The 18,116-nt window shown below is 27.6% G+C and carries 23 protein-coding genes; all 23 read right to left on the bottom strand.

Annotated elements, in window-relative coordinates:
* Positions 1-202 precede the first annotated feature (202 nt).
* Entirely contained in the window at positions 203-676 is a 474-nt protein-coding gene (locus tag DIC82_09625) for a teicoplanin resistance protein VanZ (protein AWK51266.1), read from the bottom strand.
* 100 nt (positions 677-776) lie between these two features.
* Positions 777-1,511 carry a capsular biosynthesis protein gene (locus DIC82_09620; GenBank protein ID AWK53061.1) on the bottom strand — a complete coding sequence of 245 codons (735 nt, stop codon included), beginning with the start codon at positions 1,509-1,511 and terminating at the stop codon, positions 777-779.
* A gap of 968 nt (positions 1,512-2,479) precedes the next feature.
* Complete coding sequence (gene galU / locus DIC82_09615) at positions 2,480-3,355, bottom strand: UTP--glucose-1-phosphate uridylyltransferase (protein AWK51265.1); 876 nt, start codon at positions 3,353-3,355, stop codon at positions 2,480-2,482.
* Positions 3,356-3,515: 160 nt separating this feature from the next.
* Positions 3,516-3,674, bottom strand: a complete 159-nt coding sequence (locus tag DIC82_09610) for a hypothetical protein (GenBank protein AWK53060.1) — start codon at positions 3,672-3,674, stop codon at positions 3,516-3,518.
* A 39-nt stretch (positions 3,675-3,713) separates the two neighbouring features.
* Complete coding sequence (locus tag DIC82_09605; GenBank protein ID AWK51264.1) at positions 3,714-4,925, bottom strand: hypothetical protein; 1,212 nt, start codon at positions 4,923-4,925, stop codon at positions 3,714-3,716.
* A gap of 91 nt (positions 4,926-5,016) precedes the next feature.
* Complete coding sequence (locus tag DIC82_09600) at positions 5,017-5,409, bottom strand: nucleotidyltransferase (GenBank protein AWK51263.1); 393 nt, start codon at positions 5,407-5,409, stop codon at positions 5,017-5,019.
* A complete protein-coding gene (locus DIC82_09595; GenBank protein ID AWK51262.1) occupies positions 5,396-5,686 on the bottom strand; it encodes a nucleotidyltransferase domain-containing protein in 291 nt (96 codons plus the stop codon). Before DIC82_09595 ends, DIC82_09600 begins: the two co-directional genes overlap by 14 nt.
* A 96-nt stretch (positions 5,687-5,782) precedes the next feature.
* Complete coding sequence (locus DIC82_09590; GenBank protein ID AWK51261.1) at positions 5,783-5,944, bottom strand: hypothetical protein; 162 nt, start codon at positions 5,942-5,944, stop codon at positions 5,783-5,785.
* Between the two features lie 772 nt (positions 5,945-6,716).
* Complete coding sequence (locus DIC82_09585) at positions 6,717-7,169, bottom strand: hypothetical protein (GenBank protein ID AWK51260.1); 453 nt, start codon at positions 7,167-7,169, stop codon at positions 6,717-6,719.
* Between the two features lie 750 nt (positions 7,170-7,919).
* Complete coding sequence (locus DIC82_09580; GenBank protein ID AWK51259.1) at positions 7,920-8,669, bottom strand: hypothetical protein; 750 nt, start codon at positions 8,667-8,669, stop codon at positions 7,920-7,922.
* 3 nt (positions 8,670-8,672) lie between these two features.
* Positions 8,673-8,768, bottom strand: coding sequence for a hypothetical protein (locus DIC82_09575; GenBank protein ID AWK51258.1), 96 nt, complete (start codon positions 8,766-8,768; stop codon positions 8,673-8,675).
* 96 nt (positions 8,769-8,864) lie between these two features.
* Complete coding sequence (locus DIC82_09570) at positions 8,865-9,371, bottom strand: hypothetical protein (protein AWK51257.1); 507 nt, start codon at positions 9,369-9,371, stop codon at positions 8,865-8,867.
* Between the two features lie 93 nt (positions 9,372-9,464).
* Complete coding sequence (locus tag DIC82_09565; protein AWK53059.1) at positions 9,465-10,130, bottom strand: transposase; 666 nt, start codon at positions 10,128-10,130, stop codon at positions 9,465-9,467.
* Between the two features lie 303 nt (positions 10,131-10,433).
* Positions 10,434-10,664 carry a hypothetical protein gene (locus tag DIC82_09560; GenBank protein ID AWK51256.1) on the bottom strand — a complete coding sequence of 77 codons (231 nt, stop codon included), beginning with the start codon at positions 10,662-10,664 and terminating at the stop codon, positions 10,434-10,436.
* Between the two features lie 3 nt (positions 10,665-10,667).
* Positions 10,668-11,147, bottom strand: coding sequence for a sortase (locus tag DIC82_09555; GenBank protein AWK51255.1), 480 nt, complete (start codon positions 11,145-11,147; stop codon positions 10,668-10,670).
* The gene (locus DIC82_09550; GenBank protein ID AWK51254.1) at positions 11,144-11,362 is read right to left on the bottom strand and encodes a transcriptional regulator; all 219 of its coding nucleotides are present in this window, start codon (positions 11,360-11,362) and stop codon (positions 11,144-11,146) included. Before DIC82_09550 ends, DIC82_09555 begins: the two co-directional genes overlap by 4 nt.
* Before the next feature lie 303 nt (positions 11,363-11,665).
* Complete coding sequence (locus DIC82_09545) at positions 11,666-12,058, bottom strand: nucleotidyltransferase (protein AWK51253.1); 393 nt, start codon at positions 12,056-12,058, stop codon at positions 11,666-11,668.
* Entirely contained in the window at positions 12,045-12,335 is a 291-nt protein-coding gene (locus DIC82_09540) for a nucleotidyltransferase domain-containing protein (GenBank protein ID AWK51252.1), read from the bottom strand. The genes DIC82_09545 and DIC82_09540 overlap by 14 nt, the downstream gene beginning before the upstream one ends.
* Positions 12,336-12,431: 96 nt before the next feature.
* Positions 12,432-12,593: a hypothetical protein gene (locus DIC82_09535; protein AWK51251.1), complete on the bottom strand. Its 162-nt coding sequence runs from the start codon at positions 12,591-12,593 to the stop codon at positions 12,432-12,434.
* Between the two features lie 466 nt (positions 12,594-13,059).
* Positions 13,060-14,253 (bottom strand): coenzyme F420 hydrogenase, encoded by a 1,194-nt coding sequence (locus DIC82_09530; GenBank protein ID AWK53058.1) that lies wholly within the window; start codon positions 14,251-14,253, stop codon positions 13,060-13,062.
* A gap of 120 nt (positions 14,254-14,373) precedes the next feature.
* Entirely contained in the window at positions 14,374-15,849 is a 1,476-nt protein-coding gene (locus DIC82_09525) for a flippase (GenBank protein AWK51250.1), read from the bottom strand.
* A gap of 37 nt (positions 15,850-15,886) precedes the next feature.
* The gene (locus DIC82_09520; protein ID AWK51249.1) at positions 15,887-16,825 is read right to left on the bottom strand and encodes a capsular biosynthesis protein; all 939 of its coding nucleotides are present in this window, start codon (positions 16,823-16,825) and stop codon (positions 15,887-15,889) included.
* A 119-nt stretch (positions 16,826-16,944) separates the two neighbouring features.
* Positions 16,945-18,111 (bottom strand): CDP-glycerol--glycerophosphate glycerophosphotransferase, encoded by a 1,167-nt coding sequence (locus DIC82_09515; GenBank protein ID AWK51248.1) that lies wholly within the window; start codon positions 18,109-18,111, stop codon positions 16,945-16,947.
* Positions 18,112-18,116 lie beyond the last annotated feature (5 nt).

Genomic DNA, 18,116 nt, shown 5'->3' with positions numbered 1-18,116 from the left:
TTGAGATTGCATGTCCCTTATTTCTGTATTTCATATATTTAGTTATTCCCGTCTTAAAAATTCTACAGGATCTAATTTATCAGCTTTATTTGCTGGTAATAATCCAGATAATATGTATTTATAACAATACTTAATGCATGAAATTTTTCATTACCACTTAATTTATAGGACTTATTAATCTTTTTTATTTTAATAAATACATTTAGACGTTCTTCTTGTGCCCTATCTTATAATAAGCTATGTAAAAAAATATTAATCCTATTAAAGCTCCTCCAAAATCCACTAAAACGTCACTAACTAAAGAAGTTCTTCCTGGTACAAAAGATTGATGAAACTCATCAGTTAAAGCATAAAACAAACAAATAAATAGTATATAAATTATTGCATCCGCTCCTCTTTTATTAAAAATAAATAATATACTACCTACTAAAAATGCTAATACCATATACATAAATGCATGAGCATTTTTTCTAATTATATAATCTAATTTATTTGCTTTCACTTGCTGTTCATTAACACTCTTTTTATTTGAAGTAGAATTTTCAGTTATTGTTTTATTTTGAATAAAGTTAACTACTTTAGTACTTTCTTCATGTGAAATTTGCCCGTTATTACTTGACATATAAAATATAAATCCCATCCAAAATAAACATAAAAGTATAATAAATTTCTTCAATTTATCGCCCCCTATACAATATTGTATTACTTCAATCAAACAAAGTATCTATTAATAGTCTTTTAATAAGTTAGAGAATGTTATGCTTCAAAGGTGCTGCTTAGAAGTTTATAGCTGAACTGCTATGATTATTATAATAATAGTTATTCTTATTGTTTTCTACTCTATATAATACAGTTCCACTTATAATTCCATTAACCTTATTTAGTAGATTCTTAGTTTCTAGTACAGATTTAACATTTGTTATTCCTGCATGTACTACAATTAATGTACCATCTACTTTTGCTGAAAGAATTTGAGCATCAACAACTGCTTGTATAGGTGCACTATCCAATATAATCACATCATATTTTTTCTTCAAAGCTATTAATATATCATCCATTGCTTGTGATGATAACATACTAGCTGGCTTCTTTGTAAAATTTCCTGAAGATAATATATGTAGATTTTTATTATACTTTTGAATTGCACTTTCTAAAGACTCTTTTTTTATAATTACATCTGACAAACCACAAGTATTAGGTATATTGAACTTTTTGTGCAAGGAAGGTTTTCTAAAATCACAATCTACTATTATTACTGTTTTTTGATTTTCAGCAAAGGATAAAGCTAAATTTACAGCAACTGTTGATTTTCCTTCTTGCAATTTTGAGCTTGTAATTAATATGGTTTGAATTTGTTTTTCTGATGAAGAATGATTTATGTTAGTCATTAGTGTTCTATAAGCTTCTGCAACTATCGATCTTGGCTTTTTTTCTACTATTAATGTAGTATGATTTTTTATTCTACGCCTCTTGGAATCCTCAGGAATCACGCCAAGAGCTGGCAACTCCATAATCCTTTCTAATTTTTCTTTGTTTTTAAATGTATTATTAAGAAACTCTAATAAAAATATGATTCCAAAACTTATCATAAAACCGAGGATAAATCCAATACCTATATTCATTTTTTTATTTGGACTAGTGGGGTTCTCCGGTATTACTACTTCTTCTATTACTTTTACTGTACCATTAGGAATAAGCTCCTGTGCCACTTTAATAAATTCCTCAGTTATAGCGTATACTATATCTCTTGCTAATAACTTATCTGAATTTTTATATCTTATTTCTAATATTTGAGTATTTTGCATCGGAACAGTTGTAAGTGTATTTAGTACAACTGCTGATTGCAAATCTATATTACTTTTCTTTAAAGCTTTTGTGACTAAAGTATTAGTTTTTATTATTTCTGAATACGTTTTTAGTAATTTCTGATACATTTCTACATCACTATCATTATATTTCTCTTGTTCTTCAGTTTCTTTTCCTATAAATACTTTGGTATAAGTCTCATATTGAGGTTTAACTATATAAAAACTATAGATAATAGATATTATTGTTGTGATGAGTGGTATTAAAATTAGTAATTTCCATTTTCTTTTGATTATTTGAAGTATTTCTTCAATAGATATAACTTCAAAATCCATTCCATCTGTTCCATCCATCTTATTAATCTCCTGTAAATATTATATATACATTATATTACATATATAACTAAAATAATACATAATTTCTTTATATAAGAATAAAAAGTAAAAAATACAAAAAATAATGGAAATATCAATCACTTAGTCCTTGAAAGAATCATTTTCCTTCTCCGCCTCATCTCCAAGTGATCAGACAAATGTTAGTAATTACCACAAAAAGCTCCACTAGACTTGCATTTAGTGAAGTTCTTGTATTTGGTAATTTTTGTTTTCTCTTAAAATACTACTAATAGTTGAAATGTTAAAGTTACTAATATTTATTAATTTTTTGAATGTGCTTATATTACACTTTTTAAATATTCTATAAGCTCATCCCTAAGTTCAGGTTTTCTTAAAGCATATTCTACTGTTGCTTGTAAAAATCCAAGTTTATCACCAACATCATATCTCTTACCTTCAAAATTATAAGCATACATAGCTTCACTTTTAATAAGTTCTAACAATGCATCTGTAAGCTGGATTTCATTACCCTTACCAGGTTTTGTATTCTCTAATATTTCAAATATCTTAGGAGTTACTATATATCTACCAAGTATTGCAGTATTAGAAGGAGCATCTTCTCTCCTTGGCTTTTCCACTAAACCTTTAACCTTACATACTCTACCCTCTATCGGTATTCCATTAACAATACCATACTTAGATACATCTTCAAAATCAACACTTTGAACTCCTAGAACACTTGTCTTATACTCATTATAACAATCAATAAGTTGCTTTAAACAAGGCTTTTGAGTTTCATCTGTATAAACAATGTCATCACCAAGTAAAATAGCAAAAGGTTCATTACCCACAAAACTCTTGGCACAATGAATAGCATGTCCTAGCCCTCTAGGCTCCTTTTGTCTTATATAATGAATATCAACCATATCTGATATATCCTTAACTAATTCTAAGAGTTCAGTTTTATTATTCTTTTCAAGCTCCATTTCAAGTTCCACAGATTTATCAAAATGATCTTCAATACACTTCTTATTTCTTCCTGTAATGATAAGAATCTCTTCAATACCTGAAGCAATCGCTTCTTCAATAATATATTGAATAGTAGGCTTATCTACTATAGGAAGCATTTCCTTTGGTTGAGCCTTTGTTGCAGGTAAAAATCTTGTACCAAGACCTGCTGCTGGGATTATCGCTTTTCTTATTTTTTTATTCATTGCCAATACCTCTATTTTTCTTATTTTTAATAACATATAATAATTATTTACATTAATTATATTATATCATTATTTTAGCTATTGCCATGTTATTATTTCCAAATTTTATTTAATTTAAAAGTTTCTAGCTTAATTGAAAAAGCACTTCACTAAACATACATTATAGTGTAGTGCTTGTACCTGGCTCAAATTGAGAAATCACAGCGCCTTTTTCTATTATTTTATTCATTAAAGTAATATGTTCTTTTGGATAACACTTATCTACGCCAGTTCCTAAAATTGCAATTGTATAGTTATTGTTATTGTTGCATTTCTGAATGGTCCTTTAAATTTTAGACCTCTAGGGTGCTTTGCTATTCTACCACTCATCATCAAAATTGGGATACTGATTTGGTAGTTTTCCTTTACTTTCAATGAGTTCAGGATTTAATAACCTCATATTAGTCTCTTCAATATTAAAAACTTCCACATTAAATCTCCATTCGTCTCCATAATCAAATAAATATAGAAAGTTTTGTTTTTCATACAACTCTAATTCTCCAATTTTTGCTTCATCTACATAAGGCCCTTGCTCATCATAAGGACATGTGAATTTATTCTTTGACCACATCTTTCCGTCCATAAAAAATGAATACAAATGATCATCATCAAACTCAAAAACATCTTGAATACAATTATGTAAATCATAAAGTGTATCATGTGCTGATAGTCTTATTTTTGCCCATATATTTTTATCTAACGACACTTTAAATGTATATATTCCTTCTTCAAATTCAAGTTTACTTCTTTTTAATATATTCTCTAATTCTCCACTTTTAAAAATTTTTTTAAACGGAATATGAAATTCTTCATCAAATGCTATATTCCATTCACCATTTTCTCTTCTATTAGGTATATTCCATTGTAGTATATTCCTTTTTTTATTTAAAATTTTAATTATTTCAAATCCCATTTTGGAGATTATAATTTCTTTAGGTATAAATTTTCTTTTCCTTTTATCCTGTAATTTTTTTTCTTCATCTTCTTCAATATCCATAATACCGAAGTATGAAAAATATAATAGGATTGTACTATAATATGTCAAATGTCTATTAGGATATATCACTACATTAGATTTATTTTGATAAAGATACATTACAGACTCATAAGCTGCATATACATTAAGGTCACCATAAGTTTGATATTCTAAATTTTCGAAATTACAATCAATCCACAAAATTTCTAATAAAAATATATACTTTTCTGTGTTATTTAACTCATTAAATTTATGAATTCTATCTGTAGCTTTTAATACTAATTTCCCGCCTCTTGCTGTCTCTTCTATAAATAATTTACCATTTAAAACCAAGTTACAAAACATATGTAACAACGGATAAGCTAACTGGTTGCTTTTCAGTGTAATATCTTCTTGTTTAATACTCATTAGTTGATTTAATTCGTATAAAAATTTAGTTGATATATACTTAGTTGTCTTCCCTATACTAACTTGATTTAATTTTAGATAATCTACAAATTTATTAAAATCTTCTAACAAGCACCTTGCTTTTTCATCTATCGTAAATGTAGCCATATTTTCTTCTCCTTTAATATTTATGTTTTATCTAGTGTCTAACTATTTAATTCATCTTACCTGTATCTTTATTCCTATATTATTTATATTACTAAAGCTTTCCTAAATTCTCAACTAATTCTCCTATTGCGTTAACATATTCATTTACTATTCTATTAGCAATTTCATTTGCTAAATTTTCATTATATATGTGTGACGTAGAATTTCTATCTTCTAATAAACTAATCCAGACTTTATCATCCGATATTAAATTATTTACATATGCTTTTTTATATATTGTACGTGGAAATGAATTTTCTAGGGTTACACCTAAATATTTCATAAATTCTCTAAGGGTTTTATGAGTAAGTTCATACGCAAATTCAAATCTTTGAATTAAACTGTCTCTTATTATATCATTCTTTCCATCATACAAATTGCTTACCTCAACAAGCCTATCATAAGCTTTTTTTAGATTCATATATTTGAAATCAATGCTTCGCATAAATAACTACTCCTTCTTTTTTTACTTGCTCTATAAATAGCTCATCCTGTATACCTTTCATATCTGAAAAATCAAATTCTAGTAAAGTACTAGTATTCATTTCAATATCCTCAATAAAATCTACTATTGAATTATCACAATATATAGCTAAATCGATGTCACTTTTAATTGAATTATCTTCGCGTGCTCTAGATCCAAAAAGAATGACTTTTCTAATGTGCTCATACTTATGACATATACCTACTATTTCATCAACAATCCTTCGTTCTAAATTCAAATTCATCACTCCTCGGATTAATTTTATATTAACATTATATACTATAAACTATTTACTTAAAATAATAAACAGATGAGATTTTCAATTAATTAAATCTTACCTGTTATCTTTACTTCCCATTATTACTAAATCAATATCTGATCCCTTCTTATAATTTCCCATTGCTCTACTTCCAAAAATGACTGCCTTTTCGATTTCTGAAAGTTTACTCAAAGCATCTAAAATATAATTTAAATCCTTATCTAATAATCCATACATAAATTATACTTCCTTTTCTAATTTATCATGCATTTTCTTTAATTATGGAAAATAAATATTAACTATATCATTAACCATTTTATTTGCCAAATTCTCATCATATGTCTGTGTAGTTAAACTTCTAACGGATAATGCATCCATCATAAACTCCTCCAACAATTTTTCAGTATTTGATTCATATACTCACCTTGTATAATTATTTATATTAAACAAAAAGGTATTTTTTTAACGACGATAAAAAACACGTGGTTAAACCAATTAATATTTTATAATTTTTATATTATTAATACATGTAATTATTTAAGTTAACTCATATTCTTAACAATTTGACTGAAGATGAAAAAGAACTCATACAGTATATATTCTTTAAAAATAATACTGTTAGAAATTATGCTTTTTCAAAAAACATGTGCTATTCTACTGCTTTTTCAACCTTTGTTCTTCATGTATAGGAGAGATAGACTTTGAATTAGTTTTATCTATGTTTTCACCTTTAACGTGATTATTTACTTGTATATTATTTTCACTCTCTATCTCTCTCTCATTCTTATTCTTTATCTTATTCTCTTTCTTCTTCTCTCTCTCTTTCTGTTGCGTTACAATAACGTTACAGTAACGTTACTGCTTCTTTTAAAAAGATTTCATTAGTATTAGTTTTATTTTCTTTTTCCCTATGACTTTCAACTCTTTTTCTTAATTTTTTTCATTTATAATCAAAACTGATTAATTCAATTAATCTTCTGTTGCATTTTCCTTTATCATATACTAAAATTTAATTTCTTAATTGTTTTCTTTCTTCTTCCTCCATAATCCAACGCTTTGCTCTTTCTATTGGATCATCTATAAGATAGCTGTATTTATTCTCCTTTAAGGATTTTTCCATTTTATGAAACATGTCCACATATCTTGCAGTAAATATAATCCCCTTTTTTCCATTAAATTTATTAGCTAAAAAATCACATCCAAGACGAGTGCATAAATAACATCTTCTACTTTCACCTTTTACATCTACATACATAGATTCAATAAAATACTTGTCTACAGGAATCTTCTCTCTACTTAAAATTTCTATTATTCCACTTAGTCTTGTAGTTCCATCCTTGTTATTTACACCATCAAGTTTCCTTAGAATTTCATAATGTTTAGTTCCAATAATATTTGCTATATCTCTTGAATCAATTGTTAATGGTTGCTTTAAAACTTTGTTATAAAAAGTTTTACCCATAGTTATTCTCCTTTCTTATCATTTTCTAAAGTTGACACATATCCTATTACCACGCCACTTTTAACTGACAATTCTTTAACAGTTAGATTTAAATTCTTTCTTAATTCTTTAATTCTAAAACTAAGCGTTACTATTCCCCCTAATTCAAGTGTAAATATTTACCATATAAAAATATTATCATATTCAGAAAACTTGTACAATATTAAATTCTCAATTTTGAAATATTTTATTCCTTTTATTCCCACCTTATTCTCTTCTGACTATTAATTCTAAGATTTTCGCTCACACAGAATAATTCAAAATTTTTATTCCTATATATAAAACGACAAATAATTAGCTTATCATCATCTATTAATAAACTCAATACCATAATATCCACTAAACTTAGAATTGTAATTGATACAACTACCCAAGGTGAAACTGTACTTAATTCATAATTAACTTAAAAATAGATGCTCAACAAACATCTATTTTTTTGTTTATATATACTTATTTTTCTACATATTATTTAACGGCGATAAAAAACACGTGGTTAAACTAAATTGCATTATAAAGGAAACTGAACTCATATTGGTTCCCTGAGTGCTCACAGAGTAAGCGACCATCATCCAACTTTTTACTTGATAGTTTTTTCAACACTCAGGGGGTGCTAGTCGCAATGATTTGACCCGTTTGCTAGTTGTGTGAATACTCCTCCTAATTGTTTTATATCTCCTCTAATCTCCATTTCAAAAAGTAATTCTTCTATTTTTATATCATATTATATTTCAAACCACATGTGGCAGTATAAAGTGCTCCACTATCCTTAGAGGCTTGGACAATTACCACTTTATCCGACAACATAGCTATGAGCTCATTCCTTTTCAAAAAATTTTCTTTAATATTATTTGTACCTGGCTCAAATTGAGAAATCACAGCGCCTTTTTCTATTATTTTATTCATTAAAGTAATATGTTCTTTTGGATAACACTTATCTACGCCAGTTCCTAAAATTGCAATTGTATAGTTATTGTTATTTATAGCTATTGTATGTGCATAGCTATCTATTCCTTTAGCCATTCCACTAATTACAGGTATTTTTCTTAACGATAATGCCTCTGATAATTCAACAGTTACGTTCTTTCCATATTCGGTACATCTTCTTGAACCAACAATTGCGACTGAAGATTCAAATTCTTTAAGCTGCCCCCTTACGTATAATATTAAAGGTGCTTTAGGCAGCTTACTTAATTGTTTAGGGTAATTTGAAGAATACTTATTTATTATTTCTATATTGTTATTGTTGCATTTCTGAATGACCCTTTTACTCTCATCTAAATCCTTATTATTAACTATTGTTTTTGCTAGCTTTTCTCCTATACCATCAACCTTTAATAATTCTGATATATCTGCATGATATATCTCATCTATATCACTAAAACACTCAATTAAGTTATTTGCTAATATTGGTCCAACACCTCTTATTTTATTTAACCATACATATAACAATTCTTTATCCATCTTCTATACTACAACCATAGTCGCTTGCTCCTTTTCGATTTCTCTACACATCAATGCCTTAATTATATAAGATTTATTTATATTCTCTTCCATATCCATATCTGCAAAAGTTCTAGCTACTCTTAAAAATTTATCTGATGTCTAGCCGTTCTAAAGCTCTCATCTCTTTAGATGAGAGCCAAGAACGGCACGACCCTAGATAAGTTCAACTAAATTCAGCTGGAATATAAAATTCCACCTGAAAAGTTTCACTTTATGATAAGTTCTTGCGCTATATTTAAATTTTTCATATGCAACCTTTAATAAATTCTTACTTGCCTCATCTAACTGGCAATACTCTCTTATTAATTCAGGTGGCATTTGGGCATTACAAGAAACTCCAACTATATTCTGGTATCTTTTTCTTTGGATCTCCCTTGCCAGCTCAACCCTTTCTATTAATTTTTTAGAACTTGGTCCCTTAGTTCCTTCAGATAAATCCATAATATCTACACTTTTAAAATACTTTTGTATATCAATTCTATCCATAAGTGGACCAGATAATTTTTCTCTATATTTCAATACTTCATAATCTGTACAATGACATCTACTTTCACCATAATAACCACATGGACATGGATTCATAGCTGCAACTAACATAAAATTTGTAGGGAATAAATGTGTATTCTTTACTCTTGCAATAGTTACATTACCATCTTCCATAGGTTGCCTTAAAGCATCTAAAGTCTTTTTATCTGATGTCTAGCCGTTCTAACACTCCCATCTCTTTAGATGGGCGCTAAGAACGGCACGACCCTAGATAAGTTCAACTAAATTCAGATGGAATATAAAATTCCATCTGAAAAGTTTCACTTTATTAAACTCTGCTATTTCATCTAAAAATAAAATTCCATTATGCGCTAAAGATATCTCTCCAGGCATAGCAAATATACCTCCACCTACTAATGAATTCATTGATGCATTATGATGTGGTGATCTAAATGGTCTTTTATTTATTAATTTTTCTTCTTTTTCTCCTATAAACATAGTGTAACTGGACCATCTATACTCTTTCGGTATTTCTACCATTTTTGCTCTTACTGGATTTAAGTGAACATACCTGCTTGTTTCTAGCATTTGTTTATCATCTTCGATAAGCTCTGAATAATATCTATCTTGAAATAAGTGTCCAATATAATGATATTTTTTATTAAAATATCTTGTGTATATTGAACTTATTCTACTAATCAAATTTGCTAAAGGTTTATTATCAGTCTTTATCATTAAATGAACATGATTATCCATTAAGCAGTAACAAATTAGTTGGTAATTATTAATACCATAATATAATAATGCTTCCTCTATCACTGTTAAATAATATTGGAAATCTTCATCATCCCTAAATATATCATTTCTATGATTACCTCGTGCTGTAATGTGATACGCTGCACCTTCATACCATACTCTTTTAGCAGTAGTCATTATTTCACCATCTTTCAAATTACCATTTACCATTTTAATTATTACCTTATTTATCTTTTATAATCTCCAAATAGATAAATTTAGAGGAATTAATAATAAAATAACATTACTATTATAATAAAACAAATTTTTTATATTAAAAAAGCAGATGAATTAATTTTATCACCTGCTTGTTTGTTAATTCTTAATCTATTAACTTGTACCTGGTAATTTCTGTTTTCCCCGGGGTGCTAGTCAGGAGTTTACGAGCGACTTGCTATCTCCCAGGGATACTTCCGGAGACCGAAGGGCTAAGGTTGCTAGTTATTTAGGATATCCTATCTGTTCCATCATACTATATTCCAGAAGCAATTCATCAGTTAAATATTTTACTCCACGACAATGCATATCTCCAACTCCATTACTTATTAAATCATATGTAGTTGAATTATAAAAATAGTCCATACTTTCTTCTAAGTCTTTTCCTGTTACTCTAGAAAATTCAATTATTATTTTCTTATACAAAGACTGTAGTAAAATTTTATTAGCATCCATAAATTACACCACTTTACTTTCTTCATAATTTAAATACTTATCAATGATTTCCTGATTAACAATACAAATTTGATTATTAGGTTTATAATATCTCAATCTTTTCAACGCTTCTTCTTTATTTATTAAATTATCTTCATATAATTCAATTGTATTATATACTCTATCATCAGCAATTCCACCTATAATAATATCATTTTCTAAATATACATCACTACCGCCTCTACAGACCAAGATAAAATCCAACCATTCTTCACTATAAGTAAGATATTCCTTAATACTATACTTTTCTCTAATTTTATCCAAGTCTAAGTTATATATATTTATATATGATTTTTTTCCTCTTAGTTTAAATCTACTTGCCCAATTAATGGCCTGTTCTTTAATACTAGTTACGTAAAATCCTTTTCCAAAATCCAAAGCATCTCTAGAAAATTCTATATTAGGATATTTAATTTCACAATATGAACCATGATATACTCTCATACAACTACACCTTTTTCTTTTAATACTGTTATTAAGTCATCTATAATATAACTCTTGCTCTGCGTGTGCAAAGGTTCATAGCAAGGAATTATATAATACTCTAAAATATTTGTATCATTTTTGAGCATATTATACACTCTTTTAGCACTAATATTTAATCTCTCAGATAAGCTTTCAACACAAAATATAGTAAATTCTAATACTTTTTCATTCATTACAATCACCCCTTATAGGTATAAGTTCTTATAAAATCTTTAGGTAAAGAAAATTGTGTTCCTATTAAGAAAACTTCGCCTAACTATATGAATTACTTTATATTAATATTATATCCTATAAACTATTTACTTAAAACAAAAAACAGATAAGATTTTATTAATTCATCTTATCTGTTATCTCTATTTCTTTATTATTTTGAACTTGTACCTGGTAATTTCTGTTTTCCCTGGGGGTGCTAGTCAGGAGTTTGCGACTGACTTTTTATAGGTGGATATTTTTTAACCACGATAAAAAACACGTGGTTAAAGCTTTCCTAAATTCTCAACTAATTCTCCTATTGCATTAACATATTCATTTACTATTCTATTAGCAATTTCATTTGCTAAATTTTCATTATATATGTGTGACGTAGAATTTCTATCTTCTAATAAACTAATCCAGACTTTATCATCAGATATTAAATTATTTACATATGCTTTTTTATATATTGTACGTGGAAATGAATTTTCCAGGGTTACACCTAAATATTTCATAAATTCTCTAAGGGTTTTATGAGTAAGTTCATACGTAAATTCAAATCTTTGAATTAAACTGTCTCTTATTATATCATTCTTTCCATCATACAAATTGCTTACCTCAACAAGCCTATCATAAGCTTTTTTTAGATTCATATATTTGAAATCAATGCTTCGCATAAATAACTACTCCTTCTTTTTTTACTTGCTCTATAAATAGCTCATCCTGTATACCTTTCATATCTGAAAAATCAAATTCTAGTAAAGTACTAGTATTCATTTCAATATCCTCAATAAAATCTACTATTGAATTATCACAATATATAGCTAAATCGATGTCACTTTTAATTGAATTATCTTCGCGTGCTCTAGATCCAAAAAGAATGACTTTTCTAATGTGCTCATACTTATGACATATACCTACTATTTCATCAACAATCCTTCGTTCTAAATTCAAATTCATCACTCCTCGGATTAATTTTATATTAACATTATATACTATAAACTATTTACTTAAAATAAAAAACAGATGAGATTTTCAATTAATTAAATCTTACCTGTTATCTTTACTTCCCATTATTACTAAATCAATATCTGATCCCTTCTTATAATTTCCCATTGCTCTACTTCCAAAAATGACTGCCTTTTCGATTTCTGAAAATTTACTCAAAGCATCTAAAATATAATTTAAATCCTTATCTAATAATCCATACATAAATTATACTTCCTTTTCTAATTTATCATGCATTTTCTTTAATTATGGAAAATAAACATTAACTATATCATTAACCATTTTATTTGCCAAATTCTCATCATATGTCTGTGTAGTTAAACTTCTAACGGATAATGCATCCATCATAAACTCCTCCAACAATTTTTCAGTATTTCATTCATATAATCAACTCTAATATTAATATTATATTCTTGTATAAACTATTTACTTAAAACAAAAAACAGATAAGATTTTATTAATTCATCTTACCTGTTATCTATATTTCTTTATTATTTTGAACTTGTACCTGGTAATTTCTGTTTTCCCCGGGGGTGCTAGTCGGGAGTTTACGAGCGACTTGCTCTGAAATAACGCCCGTAATTAAATGTTACAGGCGTTATTTTATACGAAAAGTTTAATTTATGCACAACCTGCCGGGGGTGCTAGTCGGGAGTTTACGAGCGACTTGCTATATGATTTTACCAAATAGTTTAATTTTGCATAGTTTTTTCTTTATTTTCTTTTTTAATTTTTGGGGTATTTTGCTATTTAGAACATGATAATAATACTTTATACCCATTTTATTCCTAAAATATTTTTCAACTGCATCATAACCCTGAGTTTTAAATATCATAAGTATATCATCTCTGAACTTACTAGAACAACTTGGCGTATTTAGTTGACTATTTTTTCTAGCTGCTTTTTCAAATTCGGAGGGAAAAAGTATTAATTCAAAACCATATGAACTTAAATATTCTTTTCCTTTTTCCGTATTTACAATAATACAGGAAATACCCTTTATCTCACTTAATATTCCGCCATTTTCTTCCATAATCTCTGGATGTTCTTTTTGAACCCCCCAATAATCTCCAATCGTAATATCTCCTGGACGATGAGATGAAGAATACTTACATGAATAGCAATTTTCTCGATAAATATCAGCACTAAGAAAAAAACTATAGTATGAAGAAACATTACACGGAATCAGTTTTTCTTTTACTTTTCCTACCTCTGTTTTATAAACTACTTTTCCACTAAGACCCCATCCCTTTTTCTTATCTCTAAATTTATACTTAATTATTTTTCCTTTAAGTTTTTTTTCAAGATGTTTAATATATCCTTGAAAGAATTTTATATTTGGTACACCATGGCAAATAATATCAATCGTTAATAAATTTTTATAATCTCTTTTTAAAAATGCTTTCAATCCAGCAACCTGACATGGTGTTCCAGAAAACAACACTTTTTTCCCTTCTATTAAATACCTCTTTACTTCACAAGATACTTCACCGATATAACTTTGAACGTATTTCGATCCTTGTAGCTTATACAAATCATTAATATTATTAATAGAAATATGCATAGGTGTTAATAGACCGTTAATATATTCCATTGAAACTCCAAATACAATTCCTCCATCAGCTAAAAATGCTTTTGCTAATGCTACAAATATACCACCTGAAGCAGAAGCTAATACTTCAGTTTCATTTTTCATTGCAGAAGCATACGTTACGATTGGCGAATTTGTTTCAGTTACATTTTGAAATCCACAGACTGTTTTACACGCTTCACATTTAACACAACATTCATTGTCAATCTGTGGATAAGAAAAACCATATTCATCTTCTACCATAGAAATAGCCTTTTGGGGACATATGTTCATGCATGCGCCACAGGCGCAACAATCCTTTTTTTCATTAAATAAAATTATTTTATTAGTTATAGATGACTTATTTTTCACATTTTACCTCACGAGCTAATACATATTATTTTACTTTAGTATCTATTTATTCTTAAGTTCTGTTTTCTTGATAAAATTTAAAATATATTCTTTTACTTGTTTCTTTATTTCAATAATTATTGGCTTTTTTGATTTAAATATATAAATTGCACACAATCCTATATAAATTAAAATTCCACATAATATTTGTATAGCTAACACTATCCACGATCTTCCAAACAAAAGACCTATGTATTTAACAATGATATACATTATTAATCCAAAAGGTATAAAAACTATCCCATTTTTTAAATACGAACGTATATCTAATTCACTTCTAATTATAAAAGTCTGATATGCTGCCAATACAAATTCAGCCGCAATGGTTCCAATAACAGCTCCAAGTGCACCTAAATATCTAATCAGTATAAAATTAATTATTCCATTAACACCCGCAGCTACTACAAGAGAAATTGAATATTCTTTGTCCCTAGAATTAGGAATTAAATACTGTGTTCTTAACACATTTCCCCAAACGCTGAAAACTACCGCTACCGATAACCCAAAAATCAGAGGACTACAAGCTTCGTATTCATTTCCCCAAAATAATGGGGCGAAATTATTCGCTACTGCTGCTATTCCAAAAGCCATTGCGATCGATAAACATGATACAAGCAATAGAGAATTTTCTATATACATTAGACTCTGCTTTTTTTTCCCATTTGAAACTAAATTCGTCATTCTCGGAAGCATTACAGTACCCAACGATCTAATAAGAACTTTTGGTACATCAATAATATTATTTGAATAGTTATAATAACCAACTTGTGACATACTGCTGAAAGTACCAATCATTATTTTATCCATAACAGTAAATACACTTGTAGCCAATACTGGAATAAATAGAATTAAATTTGGTTTTATATGAGCAGTTATTTCCTTGAATTTTGGCTTTACATAATATATTTTACCTTTCAAAAAAGGCCAGACAGACATTTGTCCAATTAATGTACTTAAACTTATAATCAATGTATACTTCCATAAATCTTCAGGTTTTTTTACAAACAATAATATACAAACTGTTAAAATTATTTTCACAATAGAATTTCTAGTAACAGTTACCTTAAATTCTTCCATTCCAAAAAAAAACCATGAAATATCAAAAATCCCTGAAAATACATAAAACCCTTGAATTAATGTTATCGTAAAATAATCTTCATAAAATACTTTTATATATGTTATGTAGATAATTATATTAATTAGTGAAACAATAAATTGAAATGCATAAATGCTACAAAATATTCTGCTTCTGTTCTCCTTACTATCTCTAGTTTGAGCTATACTTCTGTTACCATAAATGCTAATACCCAATCTAGAAAACATTAAAAAATAGAATGCAATAGAATAAGTATATGTATAAACACCTGATGTTTCAGCGCCTAAAACTCTAGATATATATGGAGATGTAATTAATGGTAGCGCTATTATTAATAATTCATATAGAATATTATAAATTAAATTCTTTTTAATGCCACTCATAACAATACATCCTTCTTCTCTATATTAAATCCTTTAATTATAATTCAATTCCTTTGTTTATAATATAATCATAATATGTGTCTGATTTATACTTCGGACCAACACTTTTATTGTTCAACTTGTGAAACACAGACATAGATTTGATTTCTTCAAATCTTTCATCGCTATACTTATCAAATAATTCATGTTGCAATATATGTGGACTTATATTATTGAATTTGTGTACAAGTTTCCATTCCTCAGTATATTTCTCAGTGGCCATTGTAAAAAATAAATGAAATATAAAATAATTTATTAAAACATCTTCATTTTTCCAATATTCATACAGCAAATCTCTTGTAGCAACTAAAATGTTGTTATTTTTATTTCCAGATATCAACCAATTTGATGCAACAATTACGTCAGATCCTCGATATTCATTACTGTACACAAATAACGGTACATTTGTAATGTATTTAGGAATCTTTTTATCAGTGCACAAAACAGTTGAATCCATCCAAATGCCGCCATAATTTATTATCAATTCAAGACGTAATAAATCAGAAAAATGAGCATTAGAGATTATTCCATGTTCCCACTTATTTATAATATATTTAGGTAGGTTTACATATTCGTAGTAATTCTCACTTGTAATTATAGTAATATCTCTTTCATCAAGATTTTTATATATTGAATACACACAACGCTTTACAAGCTGAGGAGCATTATCTATTCCTTGTAACCAGCATATCCAAACTCTATTTGACTGTTTATATTGCATATTTTCTTCTACTCTTCGTTTTTCAATAATATGGTAATATTTCTTTTTAAGTTTTTTATAGTCATATATATCTAATTGATTTCTTCTAATACTATCATTATTTATCCAAAATATGTGCCTAACCTTTTTTAAACCAATTATTATAGTTTTTAAAAAGACTTTATTACTGATTGCATTTTTTAGCTTTATAACTAATTTATCTCTTTCAATTTTCATTATATTTATTACTCCTAAATTTATATATTAACCTTTAGTGTTAAATAATGAGTAATGCACTAACAAGTTAAAGATTTCATGATCGTTTACTCATTCTAAAACTTTTTTCAAATTATTACTCATTTGTAAGATTGAATTATACTTTCAATTCTCTCCACTACAGTTTTTGATGCAGTTCCATTCTCACAAAACCCCAAATTCATATTAAATTTATGAACATGCTCTTGATAATCTTCTAAATTAAACTCTTGTATTTTATTATACAAGCTTTCTTTGTCTTTGCAAACAACATATGGTAATTTTTCTATATCTAGGTATAACCCACGACTCTTAGTATAATCATCCAAATCTTTCACATACAAGTAAACAGGTTTTAAAAGCATGCCAAATTCAAACATTGTACTTGAATAATCAGTAATCAATACATCCGAAATATTTAATAACTCATACATATCTGAATAACTTGTTCCATTCAAAATACTTTTTGAAAATTTTATATTTAATTCAGTTGAGCTCATATTAGGATGTAAACGAATAATGATACAAAATTTACATTTATACTTTTTTTCAAAATTAAATATTATTTGCTTACAATCTAAGTCAAAAACATCAATCCGTCCATTATCTCTGAAAGTAGGTGCATATAATATCACTTTCGTATCTTTATGAATTCCTAGTTTATCTTTAATATTCTTGCTATCACTTGAATTATTGATAAGAATATCATTTCTTGGAGAACCAGATTCTAAAATTTCACCGCTATACCAAAAGCTATTATGATACATATTAGTGCAAAACAAACTATTTGATAATAATAAATCGGTCATCTTTGCATCTCTTTGGGCAGCATAATAATGTGAAAATGAAACAGTGTTTGGATCAACATCTTTTCCAATTTTCTTAAGAGCAACACCGCCGTGCCAAGTTTGAATATAATATTGTTCTTTTCTCTTTCTTATATATAATGACATTCGTGTATTATTTATCCAAATTCTTGATGTTGCCATTTCATATATTGATTTTATAGAATGTAGTTTCACCTTTCTTATGTTACTAGGAAACTCAGTTTCCATGTCTCTAACTACCCAAACAATATCACCTTCAAAGTGCTTATTAATAATTTCATCAATAATGTATTTAGGATTATCACCGTATCCTTTTCCACCAAAACATAAAACAGCTATTTTCTTATTGTTTATCGGGAAAATTCTAAATAAGTAAAAAGGAAAAGCTATAATATACGAAATCAATATCTTTATTATATCTTTAATTTTTATATAGCGCATTTTAC

Source organism: Clostridium beijerinckii (genome assembly GCA_003129525.1).
Lineage (GTDB): Bacteria > Bacillota > Clostridia > Clostridiales > Clostridiaceae > Clostridium > Clostridium beijerinckii_D.
The sequence above is the reverse complement of the archived record's forward strand: the minus strand, read 5'-3'. Positions and strand labels throughout refer to the sequence as shown.